Origin of the sequence: Robertmurraya massiliosenegalensis JC6, from assembly GCF_000311725.1 — a bacterium.
In the GTDB taxonomy this organism is placed as follows: Bacteria; Bacillota; Bacilli; order Bacillales; family Cytobacillaceae; genus Robertmurraya; species Robertmurraya massiliosenegalensis.
Map to the genome: position 1 here is coordinate 278,177 of NZ_HE978512.1, position 24,266 is coordinate 302,442.

Annotated in this window: 18 protein-coding genes; all 18 read right to left on the reverse strand. The window is 37.7% G+C overall.

Annotated features, from left to right (window positions below):
• Positions 1-10: 10 nt before the first annotated feature.
• On the reverse strand, positions 11-718 hold the full coding sequence (locus tag BMSHG_RS07630) for a ComF family protein (protein WP_019153848.1): 708 nt from the start codon (positions 716-718) through the stop codon (positions 11-13).
• Positions 715-2,211 (reverse strand): DEAD/DEAH box helicase, encoded by a 1,497-nt coding sequence (locus tag BMSHG_RS07635; protein ID WP_019153849.1) that lies wholly within the window; start codon positions 2,209-2,211, stop codon positions 715-717. Before BMSHG_RS07635 ends, BMSHG_RS07630 begins: the two co-directional genes overlap by 4 nt.
• Positions 2,212-2,434: 223 nt before the next feature.
• Positions 2,435-3,274 carry a DegV family protein gene (locus tag BMSHG_RS07640; protein ID WP_019153850.1) on the reverse strand — a complete coding sequence of 280 codons (840 nt, stop codon included), beginning with the start codon at positions 3,272-3,274 and terminating at the stop codon, positions 2,435-2,437.
• 277 nt (positions 3,275-3,551) lie between these two features.
• The gene (gene sda, locus BMSHG_RS27435) at positions 3,552-3,686 is read right to left on the reverse strand and encodes a sporulation histidine kinase inhibitor Sda (protein ID WP_019153851.1); all 135 of its coding nucleotides are present in this window, start codon (positions 3,684-3,686) and stop codon (positions 3,552-3,554) included.
• 322 nt (positions 3,687-4,008) lie between these two features.
• Positions 4,009-4,818 (reverse strand): hypothetical protein, encoded by an 810-nt coding sequence (locus BMSHG_RS07650; RefSeq protein WP_019153852.1) that lies wholly within the window; start codon positions 4,816-4,818, stop codon positions 4,009-4,011.
• Between the two features lie 118 nt (positions 4,819-4,936).
• A complete protein-coding gene (locus tag BMSHG_RS07655; RefSeq protein WP_019153853.1) occupies positions 4,937-5,554 on the reverse strand; it encodes a hypothetical protein in 618 nt (205 codons plus the stop codon).
• A gap of 221 nt (positions 5,555-5,775) precedes the next feature.
• On the reverse strand, positions 5,776-6,735 hold the full coding sequence (locus tag BMSHG_RS27060; RefSeq protein ID WP_019153854.1) for a PP2C family protein-serine/threonine phosphatase: 960 nt from the start codon (positions 6,733-6,735) through the stop codon (positions 5,776-5,778).
• Positions 6,736-6,741: 6 nt separating this feature from the next.
• Complete coding sequence (locus tag BMSHG_RS07665; protein ID WP_019153855.1) at positions 6,742-8,262, reverse strand: DUF6382 domain-containing protein; 1,521 nt, start codon at positions 8,260-8,262, stop codon at positions 6,742-6,744.
• Between the two features lie 63 nt (positions 8,263-8,325).
• Entirely contained in the window at positions 8,326-8,844 is a 519-nt protein-coding gene (locus tag BMSHG_RS07670; RefSeq protein ID WP_019153856.1) for an A24 family peptidase, read from the reverse strand.
• A 14-nt stretch (positions 8,845-8,858) separates the two neighbouring features.
• A complete protein-coding gene (locus BMSHG_RS07675) occupies positions 8,859-9,485 on the reverse strand; it encodes a TadE/TadG family type IV pilus assembly protein (RefSeq protein ID WP_019153857.1) in 627 nt (208 codons plus the stop codon).
• A gap of 15 nt (positions 9,486-9,500) precedes the next feature.
• Complete coding sequence (locus BMSHG_RS07680) at positions 9,501-11,753, reverse strand: DUF5702 domain-containing protein (RefSeq protein WP_019153858.1); 2,253 nt, start codon at positions 11,751-11,753, stop codon at positions 9,501-9,503.
• Positions 11,754-11,807: 54 nt separating this feature from the next.
• The gene (locus BMSHG_RS25920) at positions 11,808-12,449 is read right to left on the reverse strand and encodes a TadE/TadG family type IV pilus assembly protein (RefSeq protein ID WP_019153859.1); all 642 of its coding nucleotides are present in this window, start codon (positions 12,447-12,449) and stop codon (positions 11,808-11,810) included.
• Between the two features lie 53 nt (positions 12,450-12,502).
• A complete protein-coding gene (locus BMSHG_RS07690) occupies positions 12,503-12,688 on the reverse strand; it encodes a Flp1 family type IVb pilin (RefSeq protein ID WP_019153860.1) in 186 nt (61 codons plus the stop codon).
• Positions 12,689-12,736: 48 nt separating this feature from the next.
• Positions 12,737-13,597: a type II secretion system F family protein gene (locus tag BMSHG_RS25925; RefSeq protein ID WP_019153861.1), complete on the reverse strand. Its 861-nt coding sequence runs from the start codon at positions 13,595-13,597 to the stop codon at positions 12,737-12,739.
• Between the two features lie 3 nt (positions 13,598-13,600).
• The gene (locus BMSHG_RS07700; protein WP_019153862.1) at positions 13,601-14,503 is read right to left on the reverse strand and encodes a type II secretion system F family protein; all 903 of its coding nucleotides are present in this window, start codon (positions 14,501-14,503) and stop codon (positions 13,601-13,603) included.
• A gap of 444 nt (positions 14,504-14,947) precedes the next feature.
• Complete coding sequence (locus BMSHG_RS07705; RefSeq protein WP_019153863.1) at positions 14,948-16,195, reverse strand: CpaF family protein; 1,248 nt, start codon at positions 16,193-16,195, stop codon at positions 14,948-14,950.
• Positions 16,188-17,300 (reverse strand): AAA family ATPase, encoded by a 1,113-nt coding sequence (locus BMSHG_RS07710; RefSeq protein ID WP_019153864.1) that lies wholly within the window; start codon positions 17,298-17,300, stop codon positions 16,188-16,190. The genes BMSHG_RS07705 and BMSHG_RS07710 overlap by 8 nt, the downstream gene beginning before the upstream one ends.
• Before the next feature lie 630 nt (positions 17,301-17,930).
• Positions 17,931-24,245 carry an InlB B-repeat-containing protein gene (locus BMSHG_RS07720; RefSeq protein ID WP_019153866.1) on the reverse strand — a complete coding sequence of 2,105 codons (6,315 nt, stop codon included), beginning with the start codon at positions 24,243-24,245 and terminating at the stop codon, positions 17,931-17,933.
• Between the last annotated feature and the right edge of the window lie 21 nt (positions 24,246-24,266).

The following is a 24,266-nucleotide window of genomic DNA, read 5'->3' on the forward strand; positions in this document are numbered from 1 at the left end:
TATCACTATGCTAGCCACGTGCAATCGTCAGAGCTGAGATACTCTGTGCCCCCTCTTTCTTAAGAATTTTCGCTGCATGCCTTAAAGTGGAACCAGTTGTGTAAATATCATCTACAAGGAGGATACTTTTATTTTTCAGTTCAAATGTATCATGTACTTGGAAAATTTGCGGAAGATGAATCCGATCATTGCGCGATTTCTTTGATTGTTTTTCACTATGGGTTCTCTGAAGAAGTTGCGTAGGAGCTAAACCCGCCTCTACAATCAACGCCTCTGATTGATTAAAACCACGTTCAAATTGTCTTTCCAAGCTTAAAGGAATTGGAACTAAATAATCAAAAGGTCCTTTTTGAAGAAAGTTTTGAAGTTTTTTTGAAAACACTTTTGCCAGTATGTAATCCCCACGGAATTTGTACTGACTAATCAACTCTTTTAAGAAATCGTTGTATACATAGATGGACAGATTGGATTGCAAATACCCCTTCCACTCCTCATCCTCTTCCCAACGGACACAATCGGAGCACCGGTTTCCGATCACGTATTGAGGATCCAACTTTTCTAGGGGACGACTACAAATTTCACATTGTGCTCCCGAAATTTCTTCTAATTGCTCCTGACAAGTCGAGCAAAGAAATGCTGCTTCTTTTTGCGTAAAAAAAGTGGCCCAGCTCATATGCTCAATCATTTCTTCATGACAAAAAAGACAGTATTCACTCATGTATCAATCAGTCCTTTCTTCGCCGCTTCCTTATTCATCGAATGAATTTGCTTCCTTGCTAGGTTCATCGCTTCTGTCTGCCCATTATGGAAAAAACGTATATCGCCTGTTGGAAATTGAGCGCTCCGCCCTACCCTACCGGCAATTTGCACGAGAGCACTTTCGGTGAAAATTTGTTCCTCTGAGCCGAGAATGGCCACATCTAGATTAGGAAAGGTCACACCTCTTTCTAAAATGGTTGTCGTGACGAGAATCGGGATTTTTTTATCACGCATGAATTGGACCTTCGTTTTTCGTTCCGGATCTTCTGCATGGACGGCTTCTATCCGCGGATCAAGTTGACGGAGAATGGATAAGATCTTAGGGATTAAATCAATTCTAGGGATGAAAAAGAGTGCCTGTTTTTCTGTTGCGAGTCGCTGTTTAAGCCATTTCATCACATTTTTCGGAAGCTTGCCCTGTTTTAATGCCTTATCCCAATTCCCACACCATTCAAATCTCGGAACGGGTAAAGGATGACGATGATAACGGGCTGGAATGGTGACATAATTTCTTTTTCCTAAGCGACAATCTTTTTGCCATTGGGTGTTGGGGGTAGCGGTTAAATAGATCATCGAAGAATTCGGCTTGCGGGCGTTTTGGACGGCAAATTGCAATGTTTCGTCCATCGAATAGGGGAATGCATCAACTTCATCTACAATCATCGTGTCAAAGGCTTGATAGAAGCGGAAAAGTTGATGCGTCGTGGAAATTGTCAGTGGAGAACATTTATGACGGTCCTCAGAGCCGCCATATAGAGAAGCAACATCTATTTTGGGAAAAACTGCTTGAAGGCGAGGTGCTAATTCAAGAACGACATCGGTTCTGGGGGTGGCGATACAAACTCGCTTTTGTTGTGATAAGGCAGAGTGAATTCCCTCGAAGAGCACTTCTGTTTTTCCAGCTCCGCATACTGCCCAGATCAACGTATCTTCGTTTCTGGAAATTGCTTGAACAACTTCGTCTGAAGCTAGCTGTTGACCTGGCGAAAGAGTGCCCTTCCATTCAAGTTTTGTTGCTGCCGGAATCTCTCCCCCTTCAGCATCCACCCAACTATAAAGAGGCGTGCATGTGCTCACTCTTCCCATCATAATACATTTTCGGCAATAGGTGCACCGTTTCTGACATCTGGAACATGGAAAAGTGGCAAACCAGTGTGGATCGTTGTTTCCACATCTTTGACATTGAGGACGACTCTTCGAATGGACCATTCCTTTGCGAAGAGCGATATAGCCATTTTCGTAATGCAGTTGAATTTCTTCTAATGAGTGCGGGATTTCATCGAGTAGGAGCTGCTTTCCGATTAGGAGCGTTCGAATCTCGGGATTGATTTGAAACTGAGGATTACGTGGTGGATGTGGAAGTTGATCGAGCTCAGCGATTGTTTGTGTGAGTTGTGAATCATCGAGCAATCGGTCTGGTACGAGTATTTCATTTTTACGGGCAAATCTCATTTTAACACCTCTTTATGGGGGATTTGGTGGATTTCCGGAATTATTGTGAGAAGTTACGGAATTATAGATAAAAGTTCAGGAATTAATTCTTTTTTTCCAGAATTCCATCCGTTTTTTCCAGAATTCAACGATGTAAGGACACACGGTACCTCTGTTTCCGAGAAAATCCTTATCAAAAACGCCACCCAACCTTATGATGAATGACGTTTGATTTCACTTACGGTTATTTTTTCACCCAGCCGAGACCCATGGAGCCTTCGCCGAGATGCGTGCCGATTACTGGTCCGAAGTAACTTAGCATAAATTCAACATTTGGAAACTTAGCCTCAAGTTCAGCTTTCCATTCGTTTGCTTCGTCTTCACGTTTGGCGTGGATGATAACAGCTTTGTAAGCATCGCCGCTTTTAACATCTTCTTCAAGTAGATCTACGATTCGCTTCATTGCTTTTTTACGAGTACGAATCTTTTCAAACGGAACGATGAGTTTGTTTTCAAAGTGAAGGAGCGGCTTGACTTGTAATAAGCTACCAATGATCGCTTGGGCACTGGAAAGACGTCCACCACGTTGTAAATGGCTAAGGTCATCGACCATGAAATAAGCACGGACCGATTCTTTCATTTCCGTTAGCCGAGCGAGGATTTCCTCGTGTCCCTTTCCAGCGTTTGCCATTTCTGCTGCTTCTATTGCGTAAAAACCTTGCACCATACAACTAATTTCAGAATCAAACGCATAGACATCAATTCCCTCAACCATTGCTCCTGCTGAGACAGAGCCTTGGAATGTACCACTAATTCCACTTGAAAGATGGATACTAATGACAGAATCATAATCTTTAGCTAGTTTCTCAAATAGGGTTACAAATTCTCCGATTGCAGGCTGGGAGGTGGTTGGGAGGTCTTTGGTCTTCACTTCTTCGTAAAATTCATCTGCTTGAATCTCGATTTCTTCTTTATAAGTTTCGTTGCCGAAATTCACACTCAAGGGAATCATATGGATATTTAGCTTATCGCGCAATTCCTTCGGGATGTACGCTGTACTATCCGTGACAACTGCCGTTTTCATAAATGGGATACCATCCTTACTCATTTTGTACTAGGTTTTTCCGTATAGATTATTTATTTTTAGAAGAAAAAAATGTTTGTCCCATCAACAGTAATTCCAGTTAAAAGTATAGATATGATAAGTGCTATGTAAGAGATTAACTGGATGGTCATGTCTAGATGAATGATGAGGCAAAACAACTATTGGGAAAAGAGCCTGCTACTTACTATATGTTTAGTATCCATTTTATATGAAAGTAAACGAAATTGCATTAATTAAGTGGAAATGTGATTTCTATTTAACTAATTTGGATTCCTCTATTTCTTAATTCCATATTTAGAAGATCAATAAAATCCTGTTCTAATTTTTTCTCGATCGCTTTGTATAAAGCCACCTTTAACTCGCTATCCGAAAGTATCTTTAAAGAAGTCATGTTCGAATCCTCCTTTAGGCTTGTGCTATATGTCCTATTATTACCTTTTTTAAAGGAAAATGTAAATGATTCGAATCACGATTTAACAATTTGTTCACTATATTAATATTTTTGATCATTTTTTATAGAGCAACCACAGTCAAAGACCGTTTTTTTGGCATAATAAAAGGCATGAGCTTTGCATTACGCTAAACTCACACCTTTTTTTGAACCGTATTATTATTCAACTGAAAATTTCCAATGAATTTCGTTTGATGTTAATATTCATCGTCTTCTATTTTGTTTTCATAGAAGTTTTGACACTTGCCAAAAACTAGAAATTTTAGTTTTTCTTCACTTCTATTATGTGTCTTCTTTCTTCTTCTGTTCGGGTATCTTCCCCATCTATTACTAAAGGCTTCCTTATAAGTAAGTAAAGGGGATCATCGCTAGCATATCCACCTTGTTTTAATTGTTCATGCTTCTCTAATATCACTCGATAAAGCACTCTGATTCTACTTCCATCATCACTTGTCAAAAACTCCTGTACTTTTTTATCTCCGATATCTGCAACAAATCCATATTTGTCTGCTACTTGGTTTAACTCTTCCTCATGGTCCTCCACGATCTCCTTTACAAGTAAGCCAACATCTAAAGTACCTTCATCATCAGGATTAAAGTACCTCGGAATTGTTCTATTGCTTAACCATATAGTTTGTTCAAGATCCACGAAGTAACCGCCTTTTATCGAGTAATCCATAATTAAATAGGTCACATTGTAATCAATCGACTCATTTACATATTTAAAATCTGATTTTCTTAAGATGTCTAGATCATCTTCATCGATCACTTCATATACTCCGTTAAGAGTCATAGGACCTTCGGCAGTCTCAAAAGTTCTTGTTTCTGATAAAATCTCTAACTCTTTCAATTCAGACTCACCTGGTATTACATCAGGCACTAATCCTGTCTCATTTTCGTCTTTAGAATTATCTTCTTCATCGATATCCTCTCCACTAGAATCAGGAGTTTTATCCTCAACCTCTTCTGGTACAACTTCTTCACTTGGTTCTGAATTACCTGCATCATTTGAACAGGCAGCAATTAGTGAGAGTGCTAAGATTAATGTTAATAAATAATATAATTTTTTCACAGAAAACACCCTTTTCCTATATAGAAAATCAATTATTTTGACTTTAAAAGAAACAATACTTCATTACAAAAAGACCCCTGTAAGTATACGGAGATCTTTTTGTTTATTCTTTCAATCTTTATTTACCTGGGAATTCCCAATGAATTTCGTTTGAAGTCATTTGATCACCGAACGCAAGATGGTATTCATCGTCTTCTATTGCATCATAGACAACTTTCATTGTAACTGTCTCATTTGGCTCGATGAACTCCACCTCGTCTGTTACATGAACAGACAAGCCAAAGATTATTTCATCTGAGAGAGGAATGACCCTTCCGTTCGTATATAGTAGTGACACTGTTTCTAGCGGCTTATCTGAAAGATTTTTAAAACGAAGAGTAAATTCGATTAGGTTTCCATAGTTAGAAGTCTTTCCATCACCATAACTATCGATAAACTCATAACTTTCAGGTGTGATCTCGTAACTACCAATCGTTGCACGGAACGATCCTGTTTCACCAATTTGAAGGTATTTAATATCATCTTTAAAACTTATGTCTGATCCAGCATCTTCATCAGCTTCTGCTTCAGTGTCCTCTTCATTCGAATCATCAGTCGTTGTATCATCAACCTCTTCTGAGTCTGTCTCTTGTGGTACAGCTTCTTCATTTGGTTCTGAATTGCCTGCATCATTTGAACATGCAGCAATTAGTGAGATTGCTAGGATTAATGTTAATAAATAGTATAATTTTTTCATAAAAAATCACCCTTTGCGCTTTTTAGTAAATAAATTGTACTGTTTCTATATGGAAACAAAACATTCTACAACACAGTTTTATGTAAATGTCCAATTGCCTCTATAAACCTTAATTCTTATTCATCCAGAAACTCCCAGTGCACTTCATTAGCAGTTAATTGATCACCAAAAGCTAAGTTGCCACGAAAAAATTTTTTCCCATAAAACTCTCCCCTCTTAGCTTAAATCAAATTCGAAAAAAACTTCATTAAGGCATTCCGCTCTAACTTCTTTCTTTGCAATAACATTACAGAGATATTATCTACAGCGTCCTTATGCTGATTAGCCAGCTCCACTAACTCATCTGAAATGGATTGCAACTTTACGTTTTGACTTGTTCTAGAAAGGAGCAGTTCTTCGATGATTGAGTCGGAAAAAAGGGAGTGAAAACCATCGCTACATAGTAAAAACAGATCTTCCCCGTTACTATAACCTGAGTTTACAAATACTTCAAGAGCAGGTTCGATGCCCAAACATTGCAGTAGGACGTTTCTCCTAGGGTGGACCCTTGCCTCTTCTCTTGTTAGACGACTATTTCTGATTTCTGCTTCTACCCAGGAGTGATCGACAGTCAACTGTGTCAATCCTTTGAGACTACTAGTGTTTACTGGATATATATTCCTCATCTCATCTGTTAATGGGTGAGTCGGATTACTCCCCTCACTAAGCGGTTCGGTAATCGCATAGGCATAATCACTCATTTTTCTAATAGGGGAAATCATTTTCTGCGAAAGTTGATAAATCCGACTGTCTCCAACATGACAAATAACGTATTGATTCTGGTGAAACAAAATGACAGATAAGGTCGTGCCAGCTATAATACCATCCTGATGACTAATCTTGATAAGTTCATCATTAATTTCAAAAAATACTGTTTTTAAGCTTTCAATACTTTCGGTCAATGTTAGCTCACCATATTCAATCTGAATACTACGATGATCCCACCACTGTTTTATTTTGGATACTGCGAATTCACTTGCCCTATCCCCTGCTTGATACCCCCCCATACCGTCAGCCATCAATGCAATCGCATAATTATTCACTTTACTCTGATTAGAAAAACGAAAAAATGATCGGTCCTCATTCACTTTCTTTATAGGTCCAACATGTGTAGAGAGTCCATACTCCCAAGCTATCTTCACAGTTGATTAGAACTCCCTATGAAAGGTATATCGTTGTTTGGCAACTACAATGATATCTTCGTCTTTTAATGGATAGATGCGATGAGGTACAAGCTTTTGATCATTCAATTTCGTCCCATTACTGGAGTTTAAGTCTCTTATGCCATATCCCCCACTATCACAAACAATTTCAAAATGTGTCCGTGACACTCCAGTTACTTGTAATGTATAATCACACACCTCTGGGTTTCTGCCAAATATAAAAATGTCTTTATCAATAGTCACCTTCTGACTGATTCCGTTATGAACTAATTCAATATACGGGTACTGTTTCATTTTATCTTCTACGTCAGATAGTAAAACCGTTGCTGCGACCTCTGCTTTATTAGTAGCTGGTTTTGATAATAGGGTTGTTTGATTTTGTAGATTTTGATAGTACTCAGCAGGACTCTGATATTGTCGCACATTCTCGACTTGCGAACTTAGGATTTCATTTGGTACAGCATCTTTATTTTTAGACTTCTTACTTTTCCATTGAAAGATTGATTTGCCCTTTTTCTTTTCGATTGAAGTAGCTCCTTTTTTAGACTGTACGGCCCTACTTCCAGGCTTAATAATCACAAGAATAATAAAAACAATGTTGAAAATTAGTATGGACAATCCACTACTAACAAATAGCAGACCTTCACTAGGATAATCTAAATACGTTTTCCAAATTAACGCAACGACTACAATTGCAGCTAATATCGTGATTAACTTGACTCTTTCTGAAGGCTGTTTGATTTCTTCAGCATTCCTGTCTGCCGTTGTATCTTTTTTCTTCCCCTTTTTTACTTTATTGGCAAAAGGTTTCTTACTTGATTTCTTTGTCTTTGGTGCGGAAACTTCTCGCTGTGGTTCAATAATCTTATTCTCTTGTTCGGCAATTACTTGCGCCCTGACAGGTGGTTGTTTAAAACTGTTTATGGAATGAATATGTTGATTAAGTAAATCACGCAATCGTTCTATTTTAAAATCATCACTTTTCAAGTAATTCAAGATTTCTTGAAAGCCATTTCCTGATAGATCGGTTACACTGCCGATTACATGAATCATTAAATCTCTTAATTCAACTTGAAAAGGTGGTTTAGATGGAATTTCGGTTAAAGGCAAATACAACAATCGTATATCATCCAGATTGTTCTTCACATAAATAAAGTCACTCTGAATGACAAATTTACTTTCGTTAAGCATAAATTCTTTACTTGCTTCCAATTTCATTAAAAGTCTATTCAGCAATTCAAAAAATTCCTTAGCTGTGATCTTCCGGTTTTGAATATAACTTGTTAACGTCTGTAATTCCGTTATTTGGTAATGAAACGTCACATCTAAATTAATTTCTTCCATTTCTAAAGGGACTAATAAAGGAATTGAATTAGCTTGAATCATTTTGCTAGATAAATAGTCTAATTCTTCACTTGTGATGGCAGGATTATTCTTAAATACTTCAATAAATCGTTTAGAACCACTATCGTATAATCGATAATCGAAGGAATAAAGCTTGCTCACTAATTCTCCCCTCCTTTTTTTATAAAAAGCTGTTCTCACAATCGTTAGGTTGAGAAAAGAACCTTATAAAATAACATAATAATAGGTCGTAATCATGCCAGGTATAACAGCATACATAAACGGAAAAGTAAGAACCTGATGTTTCTTGTAATCTTCTAATACTTCCTGTTTATTCGCAGAAAGCTTTAATTCAAAAACCTTATAAAAAACACCCTTCATCCTTCTAATAAATTCTTTGCTTACTAATAAGATAAATAAACCAATTAATCCTGCGAAAATAACTGAGTACATAATTCCATACAGCGTAAATTCGATTCCAGCAAACGCTCCGATAGCACCGAATAATTTAACATCTCCTGCGCCGATGGCTTTAAAAACATACAAAATTAACATAATGATAAATCCTGCTAGAAGCCCAATAAGAGAAAAAATCAAACCATCCATACCATCCAACGTCAGATGTACGAGTAATCCCAACACAGCTCCACTTACCGTTAACCAGTTGGGGATTTTTTGATATTTGGCATCAAAATATAGTGCTGCAAGCAGGAAAATGATGAATGGATAAAAATATAAAGCCATAAGGTCATTCCTTTCTACTTTCCAATCCAAACGCGCTCATAGGCTTGTTTTTTTATTTCTATCTGTTTCTTAAAAAATGGCAGTGGAAGGTCGACCTTATAGGTTACTTCCATTCCAAAGTATGGAGAACCCCCAGATGTTAATAAATTGGGCAACTCTACTTTCGTTACTTTTAAATCCTCTTCATTTGCTAAATTAACATCCATATAATGAAGAACGACCGGATCGAACAAAGATGCTGCACCACCAGTAAGAGGGATCCCTGAATTAACGAGACTTTTTAATTTATCAAATGGCATATTATAATATTTTCCAATAGAAGAATCAAAGATCCCACTCAGAAGTCCTACATTACTATCCACTTTCGCCTTCATATCTCCTGCGGTTTCAGCATAATATTTAAATTGCTTCCCAACATGGGTATTTTCAAAAGCATTTTTGGCCATATCATTCACTACCGCAACTGGATATACATGTGATGCGATCTGTTTCGTCGCCTCCGCTGTTGCATGATCAACTGCTCCTTCGTATATACCCAACTTCACCATGCTCGTTAGCAAAATCACAAATAAAAGAAAAATGGGGAGGGTTAAGGAAGCCTCGACAATAATACTTCCGTTTTCTTTCTTCAAAAATAACAACTTTATCCCCCCTCCTTAATAAGAAAAAGCGCCTTTTTTCGTAAATTCAAAACGATCCTTGTCAATCACTTGCCCGTCTAAAACGCCTGTCTTTCCTAAGAAATCTAAGGCTCCCGGCAAGAACCATAAACTAACAGAACTAGTGGCCTCTCCTACGGCCTGAACCGGTCTTGTTGATAAATCAACACCTGTCTTAAAATCAGTAACTGCTTGAGTTCTCATCATTTTATTTTCATGCTTTCCATTTGTTAAGAGGAAAAAGCGGATGTGATCTCGATAATTGACCATAAAGTCAGCTCCAACTTTACCGAATTTCCTTGCAATATAAGGTGGGAAAAACTCTGTCGCTGCCCCTCTCTCAGTCATAAGCTGCATATCTCTCACAGCACCACCGAGTGCACGTGCTACAGTTACGATAAAAATAAGTGCCGGATGTCCCAGACCCTTATTAATCGGATCCATCAATTGGCTAACGAGATGAAATGCAAAACGCATAGCGAATAGCTGGGAGTAGGCTGCGGCATAGTTCGCATATGCCGTTGGAAAGCCATAAATAATATATTCTACTTCTTTTTTTGCAAAATAATATGATTCTTTATTCGTAATTGAGTACGGTTCTCCACTTGTGAAATTCCGTAAGATATATTCATTAAAGTAAATTTCATCTCTAAATGAATAAAGCCCCTTACTTAAAGCCCCCATAATCGAATCCATAATGCCCATGGCCGAGTCTGCAGCCTTGTTATAATCCTCTAAATTCATTTCAGCTGCTTTCGCTTCTTCGATGCTTTCATTAACACTTTTGTATCCTAAATATTTATCATGGACCGCTTTGTAAATGGCATCCTGCTCAACCAAATCAGCAACCATTTCTGTAGCCTTTTCCTGCTGTTTTTTCGCTGCTTCCGTTTCTTCCTCTGCAATTTTTTCATTTTCTTCCTTCTCAGCCATCTCTTCTTCAGAGAATCGTTGCCTATTTTCCGTAAAATCGCTGTGCAACGATAACACACTTTCTTTTGCCTTTTGATAGCTGTCTTGAATGTCATGAATTCCTACTAACCCAGCAGCTAATTTGGCAACTAATGTAGCTGCATTTTCCCAGTTTAATTCCCCAGTAAAGACATTTTTGATGGAAGTTGCATTTAGAGCCAATTGATCGACATTATCGCTTGCCTCAGTTAATAAGTCTTTCCACTTACTCATAATACTTGGCTCATAATACATATCTGCCAGGTTGATGTCATCCGTAGTTGCACCGTTATCCGTTGCTGCTTGATCAACTAGAGATTTAATTTCATTATTTTTCTCAATCGCCGTGTTTAGTTGTGCAATGGCCTTAGCAAGTTGGTTATTAGCAAGATTTTGAAAATGCTTTTCCACTTCACCAGCCAACTTAATAGAATTCTTTTTATAGTTACCAACCAATTTTTCCAAATCTGTAATTTGCTGTTCTAATTCCTCAATCTCTTCTTCTCTTTCTTTTTTCTCTTCTTCTGTTTCATCCTCAGGAACTTCCTCTTTTTGTTTTAACTCTAATTTCTTAATGCCAATTTCGCCTATTACTAACGCAAGAATATCCAATTGGGCAATCATGTCCTCAAGGACTTTAACCACGCCTAACGCCTTCCAATTTTGTTCATTAGGAGGTACGTTATTTCGTGATGTTGTAATCTTTTCGGCCATTTCCTTCTTTTCAACGCTATTTTTGATTTGACCAAGCAGTGTTTCAAACTCATCTAACGCCTCTTCTCTCTCATTATATAGAGGCTCTACCTTACTCATGACATCGACAAACGCCGATGCTCCAGCCACATCTTGCTGCAAATCCCCAATATTAAATTTATCAAGAATAATTTTCGTATACTCAATGGGGGCAATATATTTCATATTTTGTAATACTTGTTCTTCATAGACATCAAGATTAGCAAGTGTATAGGCGTCTCCTGACTCCTCTACAGATGATTTTTCTAGCTTCGTATCAATAAATTGAAATTCTGCGTCTTCTACAGCTAAATTCTTCTTCACGACATCTTCAAAGATTTGATTCGGGTCTTCTTTCAAGCCATAAAGTCCATAGGGAAGGAGCGTTTTATCAAAGGCAGACATGGCGGATCTTACTCCAGTTTTGACAGCACGCTCCGTTTGTTTCTCAGCAATAAAAATGCGAGCATAATCTATTAATATCGCATTAAAGATAAATACCACCAAAATAATGATCATCAGAAAGATGGAAACGACACCCTTTTCTGATTTAAAAAGAGTTTTCAAATAAATCCCTCCGCGCTAACCGTAAAACTCTTATTTTTTCTTTCCTTCGCCACTTTATTCATTGGCCTTTTGAGTATTAAGGATTTCTAGGTTTTCTTGAAGTTCCTTAGCATAGACCTTAATTAGTTCTACAGTACGGATAAACTCAACTGGGTCAGTTATCGTTGCGCTCGCTTTCACTTTTACATCGTTATCCAGAAGTTTCTCAATGAAATTTGGAAAAGGAAGGCGCTTATTTAATTCAACGACCACCTTTTTTTCAACAATGGCGTTATCATAATAAACATGCCCCGTTACCGAATCAGATAGGGCAGAGCCTGTAACCTTCGAAAGCTTTTGGCTGACGAGATCTCCACCTCCACCAGATCCAAGTGTAATCGCAGATGTTTCACCACCAGTTCCAAATAACTGGCCAAGTAATTGATCATCCGTTAAACGCCAATATAAACCGTCACTCTCACCTGGTGAGTCTAATTCACCTGTGACAATATCCATATGGGTATTCGTCCAAACATAGGAAATTCGATTTGCCGCCTTATTGGCATAAGAATACATTTGCACATGTTCATATATATAAATACTTAAATACAAAACCCCTAAAATAATGAAGAAAATAATCGGAAAAACAAGGGAAGCTTCAATAACAAAACTTCCCCTTTCATTATGTTTTAGCTTTTTAATTGAAGGGTATAACATTGATATAACCCTCTTTCTTTACAAGGTAATCTTAATGATTATTTCAGTACTATCTATTCTAATAGTTCATCCATTTTATCGTTATTACTTTGGAATATTTTTGTTACCATTGCCGTAATTTGTTCTCTGAAAATTAATGCTAACGTGATGATAACAGCAAGGATTAATAGAATTTCTACCATTCCAATTCCTTCCTCATCGTTCCAAAATTTCATTACCATCTCTTTCATCTTTTTCATTTTACTTCCTCCTCATTTTTCTTTATTTTTTGTCTTGTTCTTTCTTATTTAGATCATGGACATCGCTGGGTATCCAATAATAACTAACACCACTATAAAAATGATGACCATAGGAAAAACTAATTTTGTTGAAGCTTGCTCTCCACGAATTTTCGCAACGGTTTTCCGTTTCTCCCAAAGATCACGTGATAGATGTCTTAAAGAGATAATCAGTTCACTACCACGTCTGTGGTTTAATAGAATGGTAGATGTTAAGACCGACACTTCCTGAACTCCACATCGTTTATTGAACTGTTCCATGATTTCTGCAAAGTTACTATTATTATTAATACCAGCTGCTACTTCTTTTAATTCGCGATACAATGGATGGGTATTGGCGTCTTTTCTTTGGCTTACCGTTCTCACAATCGCCTTTTCAATATTGGACCCGGCATTTGCCAAAAGCACGATCTTACTAACAAACTCTGGTAATTCAATGATGATATCTTCTTTTTTCTTCTTAATCTTGTCATCAAGCTGTTTATTAATTAAAAAAGGCAATAGTGTCGCTAGAACCAAACCAAGTATTATAATTTCTACACCACCATCTATTGCTCCAAATAATGCACTAAATAATAAACAAATAAATGAAATTGAGATGAGTTCAGCTATATGCATTTTTGTGTACCCGTGCCCACGGCGATAGTCATAAACTTGAATGACCTTTTGATTCACAGATGTAAGTTGTGGTGCTAAACGTTGCATAATTTTTAATGTATCAATCATTGCCAATGACATCGGTGCAAAAGCCGTAAACTTAAAATCTGCCTTATACTCTTGGATAAACTCCTTATACTTTTTTCCACCCATCATAAAAAAAGTCAAAAATATAAGAAATATTACCCCTAGGTAAATATAAATTCCTAGCATAATTCACACCCTTATATCCATAATTTTTTGAAGCAGCCAATACACAAAGGCTAAAGTGGCAATACACCCTGTCATAATGACAGGTCCCGGACCAGGAAATTCATACATCGGATCCAAGTAGCCATCTGCAGCGAACGCCATAAAACCAATAATCCCTAATGGCGCAATCATCATGATTTTAGACTCCAACTTTTTACCGGAGACTAGGATCTGTATTTCTTGCTGTACTTCAAGCTTTTCACTAATGATGGTGGAAGTTCTACTAATGATTTCTACAAGGTCCCCACCGGTACTCGTACTCGTAATAAAAACATCGGAAAAGTTTGTAATATCATCGATATCGGCCCTGTCACTAAAATCCTTAATCGCACTGGCTATCGAGTCCCCGTTGGCAACTCTTCTATTAATTAATTCTAATTCACGAATTATGTACGTATTTGGGTCTGGATATAATAGACGAAGATCCTTTACCACTTCGACTAAAGCCTGATCCACCGATTTCCCGGCAGAAAGAGCAGAGGAAAGGGAAAACAACATTTGTTTAAATTGCAGTGTAAGCTCCCTTTTTCTTTTATCTCTCAGATGCACCCTTCTAATCTTAGGAAAATACAACCCTAGTAAGGAGAAAATAAGAGCTACGATTAGATTCATATAAAAGAGATAACCTATTAAAAAACTGAAAAAAGCACCTATAAATATAGCTAAAACTCTCTCAAATGTGGACAAGTGATAGACCGAGTAATCAATACGTTCAGGATTGGAACTCTTTTTAATTCCTAATTCTCCCTCAATAGAAGTACTTTTTTTCACCGGTTTTGCATCTGATCCTTTTTTTCGTTTATCGATGATCAGGAAGATTAGTCCAGTTATCGTAACTGCTATCAGTGCGAAAATAATAATCTCCATCTGTTCCACCTCCTTTCATTTTCTTTGTTTTCTTATGGCCTGTGGTTAGCCTTTATGCAGCCCAAAGCCGACATTTACACTTAGGATTTGTAAGCACTTGTTATTTTTGCAACACTTTTCGGACACTCAAAGATATAAACCATTTACGTTTAAGAGACTTTCCTTAATTCGATTATAATTGAGCGGAGAATTTCCGGTTATATGCTTTACTTAAGGCTTTTCATAGTAAATAACAGGAATTTTTCCGCTTATTCATTCCAAGAACGGCTATTTTCCAGTTTTTCTGGTCAATAGGCGGAATTTCTCCTGCTATTTAAGCCCTTTTGCAGGATATTTGCTAATTAAGGGGAATTTCTCCTGCTATTTTGCAGCTTTGGTCGATTAAGCTGTGTCACAAAACTGATACATGCGGATTTTATCCAATTTTTTCATATAATAAGAGCCTTAGTAATTGAGTTTATCAGGATTCATACCAGCCATCTTTAATTTGAAGTCATTCCTAATTCTATTTCCAGTAGGTTGTAAGCAGCCAATAACCTTCCCGTCAACTTCGCCCTCTTCAACAAATTCAAATAATGGATTGAGTTGAATTTCGCCATTCACAACATCCAAGACCTCACTAATGGCCAAGACTTTCCTGGACTTATCTCGTAACCGCCCTAAATGAACCATAATATCGATGGCGGAACTTATTTGCTTACGGATTACTTCAATCGGAAGTGATGCCCCACTTAATACCATTGTTTCTAATCGGCTTAACATATCCACTGTAGAGTTGGCATGTCCGGTCGATAAGGAACCATCGTGACCAGTATTCATGGCTTGGAGCATATCTAGTGCCTCTGGACCACGGACCTCCCCCACAACAATACGGTCAGGTCTCATCCGGAGAGAAGACTTGATTAAATCACGAATATTAATTTCGCCTTTCCCCTCTGTATTTGCATTACGTGTTTCCATGCTCACTAAGTTAGGGACATTTTTAATTTGTAATTCAGCAGAGTCCTCGATCGTAATAATACGTTCATCCTTTGGGATAAAATTGGACATTACGTTAAGAAAGGTCGTCTTCCCCGAACCCGTACCACCACCGATAAAAATGTTATATTTCGCAATGACTAATTTTTCAAGGAAATCTGACACTTCCTCAGGTAATGCACCCCATTTTATTAAGTCTTGCATGGTTAGCGGGTTCTCTGGGAATTTACGAATCGTCATCGTCGGTCCTTTTAAGGCAATAGGTGGTAACACAACGTTGACACGTGAACCATCAAGCAATCTTGCATCAACGATTGGACTACTTTCATTGACGATACGATTTACTTTCCCTACAATTCTTTTGATAATTTGGTCGAGTTTTTCTTCACTTTCAAATGTAAGCGACTCTTGGTAAACACGACCTTCTCGTTCCACAAATATCTCTTTATGGCTATTGATCATGATCTCGGTAATCGTTTTATCATCAATTAAAGGCTGGAGAACATCTAGCCCACGAAGTGTCGCATAAATACGATTAACAAGCTGAAGTTTCTGCGTTGCTGTCATGTAGACTTCTTTGGAAAAGTCCAACACTTTGCTTTCCACCAATTCAAAAACCTTTTTGTCCCCATCCTCACCGTCAAAACGATCAGAAGTCGTAATGATATCGTGAATTTCTTCTCTTAGCTTTTCAATTAAACGTTCATCAATCAATTAAGACACCCCGATTTTTTTCTAAAAGCTTCTCGTATAACTTTTTTATCTGGTCATTAAAAAAGTGATGTGACGTAAGCGAATTCGCATTTCCAATTGTCTTCCATTCTGAAACATAAGGCAATTGATAATTGATTTCCAAACCATAGTCTCGTAATGAGGAAGGCATATTTTGTTCTCCTAAGTACTTGTTTAGAACAAACTCGATCCTGTATTCTAAATCATCATCTTGAAGAATGCGTTTATACCCCTCTATAGCAGACTTTGACTTATGAAAACTTTGGATATCCATCACGAGTGGCCATAATGTAATATGACTCAACTTTAAACTTGCAAGCACTCGTGCATCTAAAGATGAATCTAAATCAATAATTATAAAATCGTAAACTCCTCGATTCCTCAATGATGTGAGAATCGTTTCGATATCTTTTTCGTTTGTATCAAAAATTTCTTCAGGACGCGTTTGAATATTAAAATAATCCACTTGATGATCATCTTTTCGAACCAATGTATCAAGTTTTGCATCCAATTGTTCCGCTTTTGCTTTTGAATAATAGAAAACTTCTGAGGAATCAGCGACATCTTCCGTCTGAAAGAACAACGGGAGTGAACTCAAAAGCTCTAGGTTTAAATAAAAAACACGCTGCCCCTTATTGGCGATAAAGCGTGATAAATTAACTGCTATCGTTGTTTTACCAGAGCCCCCAATAGGCGAATATACGGATATAATCTTTGTCGATTCATTAGATGAACGCACTATTTTCTCGATTTTATTTTGCTCAAAGAACTCAGCTAATGCATTAGTTAATAACATCGTTAAGGGTTGATATTTTAATAATGCGGAGTAGGACTTATATTTGTCCCTTTGAGTTTCAGAAAGAACGATGATAGTGTCTATCTTTGAAGTATCGAGAGGCATTAATTCCGGTGTGGTTAGTAAGATATTCGTTTTTGATTGTCCCTGCAAATATGTATCTAAGTCTGACTCATTATCAAAATATTTAACAGCAAGCTGATTGCTAAAATCAGACGTTCGTATGAAACTTGAAACAGATTTTATGTAGTTAATATCATGATCTGCAAAGATGATGCTGACTCTACTCATAAAAACCCCCAATTACCTATATCAATAGATTTATAGAATATGATACATTTTTGCTATTCCACCAATAATTAGAACAGCAGATAACACTCCTAAAAGCACAGCAATTCTCACGGACGTTTTTTTATCCACGTTCATCCTCCTAAAAAATATCCAAATACATACATATATTATAGTATCCCCCTACTTCGGTGTCACTAGAATTAACCGTTTTTGCAAGTTTTTGCCAAAATTCCAACCATTGTCCTATAACAAAAGCATGATTTAAAGGAAGGAAATAGAACCATATTCACACATATATCGATTCATTTCAGCTACCCTTTAACACACCCTCCATTAGTTTTATTAAAGAAGACTCACTTTTATGAGTTAATTTTCCCAATTCTTACATTTGATTGTTTCAGGAAATGCCTAGACACCTTATCCCTCATTTGTCTAACCTAGAAAAGCACAATAAGCGGAGAATTTCTGGTTACATGCTTTACTGAATGAAGTTCATTTTGTAATAATAAGTGGAAATCCTCCGTCAATTTTTCATCTCAATGGATGTCAAACTGAAAGATGCACCCGAAATAGGGTATCGAGTGCATCTTTTCTCCACTCAAGTCCATTAGAATGATGATCCCTATATTTCTATTTTTCTACTACGTCCTTTGGAATTTTTTGTTTACGGTAAAGATAGTAACCTAATGCGACAACCGCTACTCCACCGACTCCTCCAAGAGAACCGGCAAATAACTGTGTATTGTTGTACCAACGAACGAATACGTTAGTTGATACGATAAGGTCCTTCACTTCTTTTGTAAGTTCATTTCCTGCTGCATCGACTGCGACGATTCTCACATTTTGTTTCTCATTCGAGCTCGGGATATTGAAAGTGAAGTTCTCCCCATTTTCTTGATGGTCTACCTTTTTATCATTCAAATAGATGCTAGCCCCATCAAGAACTAAGTTATCCTTGATTGAGATCGTTACATCCTTACGGTCCACTGGATATTGTTCTCCACTCTCGATGTCGATCGGAACGATAACTGGGTTCGTTTTATCAATCCCAAATGAAATTTCTGCCTCTTTCTCTTCATCGATGTTTTCATTAATATTCCCTGCTGCATCCTCTGAGTAGATTCCTACCGTGTAACGACCGTCTCCTGAAAATAATTCCTTTTTAATCAAATACGTATATTGACTCCACGTACCTTCTCCGCCAGTTTCAGTGACCGTGTAATCTTGATCTTTCACCAAGTCAGTTGGCGTTCCATTCTTCGTCATTTTGACATGGATCGTATCAGGATTTAAGGTATCAACATTCGTTTCTGTTACGATAATATCCGTTTCCTCCTGCACAAATTTCCCCTCAATTTCCTTCAGGGCATCATCAAACGCATACACTGAACCAAAACGGTTGACAGAGAACGTAATCGTTTCACTTGACTCATTTCCTGCGAAGTCAGTAAGAGTGGCTGTTAAAGTATAAAGATCATCCACTTCCTTCGTTTCTTCAAAGTTTTTGAACGTAAAGACCTGGCCGTTAGTTGCAACTGAGTAAGCGCCAGCAAGTTCAACGGTACCTCTGTTTGCCCCTTTCAGTTCAATACTCACTGCATCCTTATTGAAGTTTGTATCAGAGTAAGAAATCACAGGTATTACTTCGCCATTATTAGCTGACTGGTCCTCTACCCCTGAAATCGTTAGCTCTGGTGCTGTCTGATCAACAATAAATTCATCCATCACATAATCATCCGCCACATTTCCAGCCATATCCGTATACGTGATATCAAAGCTGTACTTGGCATCAGCTGCATAATGGATCGTTGCGGTATGAACATCACCGTTAGTCCGCCACCCACTTGTTGCAGGAAATGCCACCGGACTTCCGTTATCAGTAGCGGTACCTGTCACTTGAATACGACTCGTTTCGAAGTTATGTTCTGTTATAGAAATAGTTGCTGTTCTGCTTTCTTTGTAATAATTTCCGTTGGTAACAGACTGATTGTTGTACGAGACATGAATAACCGGTTTCGTTTTATCGATTGTAAAACTATGCTGATTAAATGGTGCAGCAGCATTTTTGGCATTGTCCTGATATTTAATGTCAAATGTGTAATCACCGTCAGCTGTATATTTTACCGTTGCCGTGTGCGTTGTTTTATTAGGGTCTTTGACATTCGCGACGGTCTTCCATCCTACTAGCTTTGGAATAGCTCCATCCCGATTAGTAATTTCATAGATTACATCGTCAGGGTTGAAATTACGTTCGGTAATCACGATGGTTGCAGTACGATCCGCTTTGAAATAATCCGCATTTTGAGGATCCGCTGTGTTGTTATCATAGGAAACTTCAATCGTAGGTGAAGTTTTGTCAATACTGAAGGTGATTTCATCCTCCGAAGTATTACCAGCGTTATCGGTCATTTTAACGTTCACGACAATCCTGTTACTATCATTGCTCACATTTATGGTCTGCGTCATTTCTTGCACAAGATTTTTCTCGGTCTTTGTTACAAGCCAATTCCCAATCTTACTGTTTGGCTTATACGATGTTTTATGATCAATTTCAGTACTGTTATTCGATTGATTTTTTCCTGTATCGTATGGAGCGACAACTGACCATTCAACCTTTTTAAGACCTGAATACATATCTTTTACCGTTAGCTTTACCGGTACGTTCTTGGCATAAAGATCAAGATTTTGATTATCTTTATACGATGTTTTCGGTCTTTCAAACTTAATATGGTCTTTCTCACTATCATGCTTAGCCTGATCTTCTATGACTGTGCCATTAGGTGTCTCAAATTTGCCCATATTTCCTACATGGTCCATCGCTTTGGCAAAAATTTGTCCTTTAAACGAAGCGGGAACTTTAAAAGTGACCTTACCGCTTGTTGCTATCGGTTTAATATTTGCAATGTTTGATTTGTCAATTTCAGAGATTGAACCGTTGGCAGAAACCGCATAGATCTTGCCATTCTCATAATCTTGTAAATAAACAATCATTGATTTAACTTTCGTTGTTGCCTCATTGGGTACACCCGGGTCTATTGCATGGACCGTAACCTGAGTAGTCTTTTTAAAGAAGAATCCATAGTCCCTTAACTCCATATAGTTATTCGGGTTAGTGGAATCACCAGGCTTCTCACCTTCAGCAGTAAAAGTGAAATCTTCGATGAATGGATTTGTACTATCTATAAAAATCGTTTTTTCTTCCTTATGCACATTTCCTGCATTGTCTATAACATCTACAGAAATGTGGTAGGAGCCATTTTTATTGACATTAATACCTGAATTAGAAAGTTGTGTTGTGCTAAAAGAATCAATTTTAGGACTCAGTTGCTTTTCATGGAGCTGATCATAATAGTATTTGTATTTATCTTCTTCTTTTAGAATTTCCTTGCCATTCACTTTAATGACAACCGCATTTACACCTGATTCTTTATCTTCAACCCCAACATTAAATGTGACAACTCCACTATAAAATTCCGTCTTTTTGCCAGTAGTTTCTTCGATTCCCACATATGGTTGACGGTTATTTTTAGGAGTAACAGTAATTTCAGCCTTAGGGGCCTTTTTCTCGATCATGACTACTCCACTGTTATCTGCGGCGATATTTGAATTAGCATTCGTAACAAGGTATGGAACGTCACTTTTGTTGTTTACATTGTCGCTAACCTCTACAGAAAAGGCTCCCTCAAAACTCGCAGCATCGAACTTAAACTCTGCAGTAGCTGATAAGCCATCCTTTTCAATTTTTTCTGGAACGAATATCTTTTCCTCGCCGCTTATTCCCTTCGGTGTAGCAAACAGGCGAATATCGTTAATACCAGATGCATCGTCTTTCACTTTTACTGTAATCTTAATTTCTTTATTAAAGAACGTACCGAATGTGAGGTAATTTAATAATCTTGCGATGGAATTGTCATTTATCACTTCAAAGTGAACCGCTTCATTTCCTTCAATAAGCGTCGGTACCCCTTTATCGATGACAATATTCCTGGTTACTTCCTCGCTTCGGTTTCCAGCATTATCCTTAACATTTACGGCAACACCATACTCGTTATTTGATCCAGCGGGAGTTTCTGTTTCAATCGGAGCGAGTATTGGATTTTTCATCATTTCAGGATCATTTGAAAAATCGTAATCCTTATGGGTCTCGTTGTTCATTTTAATATTTACATGATTTACACCAGAAGCCTCATCCTTTGCTTCTACAATCACTTGTAAATCTTCATTATAGAATTCTGTTTCATCTCCTCGAATATAGGAATGAACACCGTCTTCATGACTAACCTTAATTTCTGCCGATGGAGCATCACGATCAATCATAATGAGTCCATCACCATCAGGATTCGTATTTGAATTCTCACTTGTAATATCATAGGTTTCATGATTGTTAACTTTATCGGTAATCACTGCTTGTAACGTTCCTGCAAAGCTTTCAGCATCGATCATAAATTGCGCTTCAGCGGTTAAGCCATTAGTGATAAAACTATTCTCAACTAATTCTGGAACTACCTCCTCATCACTAGTCAGCAAGGCAATATTTTGAATTCCAGAAGCTTCATCTTTGACATTAACGGTCACTTTCAAGCCTTTATTAAAGAAGGTTCCGAACGTGAGGAAATTAATAATTTCCGATATGATGTCGTCATTAATTTTTTCAATCGTTACAGCTTCCCCGTCGGTAAGTGTTGGTTTCGTCTTATCAATATGAATGTCTACAATTTCTTCAGTTGAAATATTTCCGGCTTCATCTTCAGCCCAGATTTTATATTGACCTTGAAAATCTTCGTCTACTGTATTGAAAGAGTAGCTACCATTTTCGCTGCTAACTTCAGTTCCAGTATCGCTTGGGTCTTCTAGATTTTGATAATAGACTTTGGCGATTTCAGTACGGTAATCAATGTCGCCTATCGATTCCTCAATATTGTCAATCCCAAACGAAACAGTCGCTGCCCCACTGAACCACTTGGTACCATCTACTGTCTCCTGATCAGGACCTGTTACATTCGGTGTTTGAATGGAAGGACTTTGTCTATCAAACGCAATCATTAATTTGCCAGGCAATTCAATTTCCGCTCTTTTCTTGCCGCCAAATCCAGGTAACAAACCGATTGCTTTTACGATGATGTTATTTATTGTAGTGGATTCCGTAATCGTTACTTTTTTTGTGAAAAATCCAAAGATATCAACAAAATTAAATAAATCCGCTAAAGGTACAATCTCGACCGTTGCATCTTTTGAGTAAACTCGAACTTCGTTATCGTTCTCATCAAAATAAGAATCTACTAATTCACCTGTAGTCGCTTCAATGGAAATAAAGTCTATCCAAACTCCATCCAACGTGTCCACACTTTCAAAGCTAACTTTTACTTCCGTATCTTCTTGAATGTCCTTTAACGTATATGTATACGTAACCAGTTCTTCATCTGTATTCTCCACATAGTCACTGACTGTTTCACCATTAACAGTTAATGAAGCGATTTGGTAGGAATTATTTACTGGCGTAATGCTCAAGTCCACTTCCCCGCCGAAGGAAACTTCCGTCACTTTAGGAGTAATTTCTCCATGGCCGCCTTCTACACTAGATGTCACCTGATACGTGTTGATCTCAAACTCCACAGTCACAGTTTGATCTTTCCGCACTTTTGGTAACATAAATTGACGGTCCTCTGTGATTTGTTTTATTTCTGTTGGTTTAACAAGCTCTACTTCATCAATTTTCACACTTTTGATATGATAGCCTTCTTTTGGACTAACAAGTATGGAAGGTTCTGAACCATAATCGACAATAATGTTTCCACCATCTGAGATGATTTCTTCACTCTCTCCATCCTTTTTTACAGCACCTTCATCACTATTATAGTTAAATGTAATCGTATAATTATTAATGGCAAAGTTAACATCAACGGTATGACTACTCTCCACATTTTCAAATGTGTATGTAAAAACATTATCTTTCAGTATGTCATTGGGATCATTTTCGATGTCAATGTTCTCTCCATCAATTGTGATCGTTTCAATATGGTAGCCAGCGTCAGGGGCAACGGAGAAAGATGTATCTTCACCGTGTAAAACGTTGTTAGTTCCACCATTGGGGTCAATGACTTCATTTGAATTTCCTTTTACGGTTCCATTCTGGTATGAGCCAAAAGTGATCGTATAGGATTCCTGAACAAATTCAACTTTGATTAACGTATCTTCAGAAATCTCTTTGATTTCACCTACAAAGCTCTCTTTATCTGAAATTGTTTGAGGCTGCTCACCTATTAGGACAGAAGAAATTTCATAACCTGTGCCAGGAGTGATTCTCACTTCAACATTACTGCCCTGAATAAATGCAAAAGGTTCTTCATCATTGTATTCAGTTTTATTGATTTCAACCTTACCAGAACCTATTTGATCTACTGTTACTTCGTATTTAACATCCTCAGGGTCTAGTGTTGGCTCGGGTTCCGGTGTTGGCTCGGGGTCTGTCGGATTTGGCTCTGGGTCTGGTGTTGGTTCTGGATCTATCGGATCTGGATCTGGTTCAGGCTCGGGGGTAGGCTCCGGTTGTGTTGGTTCAGGTTCTGGCTCATAAAGACTTAGCTTACCGGTGACCACATCAAAACTATATTGGGCAGTGGAACCTGCAGTTAACTTAATTCCATCCATTTTCCCAGAAACTGTAAATTGAAAAGTATCTTCAAAATCAGCTTGCGTAATTTCTGGAAATTCTACCATTCCATCACTGTTCGTATTCTTTGTAACCTTAACCTCACCATTTGTGCTTTGGACAGATACAGCCTCATTTGGAACAGGTCCGTCATCATTCATTACATGAAGTGTAAAATTCGTTTCTTCGGTCCCTTCATTCGTCAGCGCAATAACCGGAATATTATACCCAATCAACATGACAGTCAAAAGGATAGCTAAGACGCGCGTGACCTTTGCCCTCTTTCTATTGCTCATCTTTTCCTCTCCTTACCCTCT